2 protein-coding genes are annotated in these 1,185 nt (G+C 63.2%); both read right to left on the reverse strand.

The window, feature by feature from the left end; genetic code table 11:
• Window positions 1-148: 148 nt before the first annotated feature.
• Window positions 149-958 carry a phosphonate ABC transporter, permease protein PhnE gene (gene phnE / locus ACESMD_RS01110; RefSeq protein ID WP_372609511.1) on the reverse strand — a complete coding sequence of 270 codons (810 nt, stop codon included), beginning with the start codon at window positions 956-958 and terminating at the stop codon, window positions 149-151.
• Window positions 952-1,185 (reverse strand): ABC transporter permease subunit (locus ACESMD_RS01115; protein WP_372609513.1); only part of this gene is annotated, 234 nt, incomplete at its 5' end. The genes phnE and ACESMD_RS01115, both read right to left, overlap by 7 nt.

A 1,185-nucleotide genomic window follows, 5' to 3' on the forward strand; every position in this document is an offset into this window, starting at 1 on the left:
ACCTGGATCAAGAGAGTGATCCCGGGACAGCACCAAGCGGCTTTGATAGCATCCCGGCCAAGCCATTGTGAGGATGGACCCTTCCATGCCACGCCACCTCCGCCTTGTCTTGACGCTGCTGAACATGGCGATGATCAGCCTGGCGCAATCAGATCACCCTGCGACGCAGTAAGCCGGTGATGGCCTCGCCGATCAGCACCAGCGTGACAATGGCGATCAGGATGGTGGCCACGGTGCGCCAGGCGAAGGTGTCGATGGAGCCCTGAAGGATCACCCCGATGCCCCCGGCACCGACGAGGCCGAGTACCGTGGACTCGCGGATATTGATATCCCAGCGCAGGATCACGATGGCGAAGAAGGCCGGCATCACCTGAGGCACCACGGCATAGGCGATCACCTTGAGCTTGGAGGCCCCGGTGGCCTCCATGGCCTCCACCGGGCGACGGTCGATCTCCTCGATGGCCTCGCCCATCAGCTTGCCGATGAAGCCCACCGAGCGGCACATGATGGCGAGTATCCCCGCCAGCACCCCGGGCCCGAAGATCGCCACGAACAGCAGGGCCCAGATGATGGTGTTCACCGAACGGCTGGAGACCAGGATGAAGCGGCCCAGCCACAGGCAGGCCCGATTGGGCGTGGTGTTCTGGGCGGCGATGTAGGAGACCGGCAGGGCGATGAAGATGGTCAGCATCGTCGACAGCGTCGCAATGTGCACCGTCTCGATCATCGCATTGACGATCTCGCCCAGGCGGCCGGGATCGGGAGGCCACATGCGTCCCCCCAGTGACGAGATCTGGTTGGGGGCGTCCCAGACCCAGGGCCAGAAGATATCGATGTCCTTCACTGCCCAGACCACCAGCATCAGAGTCAGGAGCATCACGCCATAGCGGATGAGCTGTTCCTTGCGGTCATAGCGCTTCCAGACGCGATCCGCCAGGGCGTCGGCTTGATCTACCATATCTTCTTCCGTACCCAGCCGCTGACGCCCTCGCTGACCAGTATCACCGCGATGATGACCAGCAGAATGGCGAAGGCGAACGCATAGTCATAGCGCCCGAAGGCGTTCATCAGGGTGCTGCCGATGCCACCGGCACCGACGATACCCACCACCGCGGAGGCGCGCAGGTTGCTGTCGAGCTGGTACATCGAGAGCCCCACCTGGCGCGGCAGGATCTGCGGGAAGAC

The organism is Halomonas sp., from assembly GCF_041689495.1.
Taxonomy (GTDB): Bacteria; Pseudomonadota; Gammaproteobacteria; order Pseudomonadales; family Halomonadaceae; genus Halomonas.

Coding starts and splice junctions, on each gene's coding strand:
- phnE (WP_372609511.1), bottom strand. CDS start 958: ATGGTAGATCAAGCCGACGCCCTGGCGGATCGCGTCTGGAAGCGCTAT.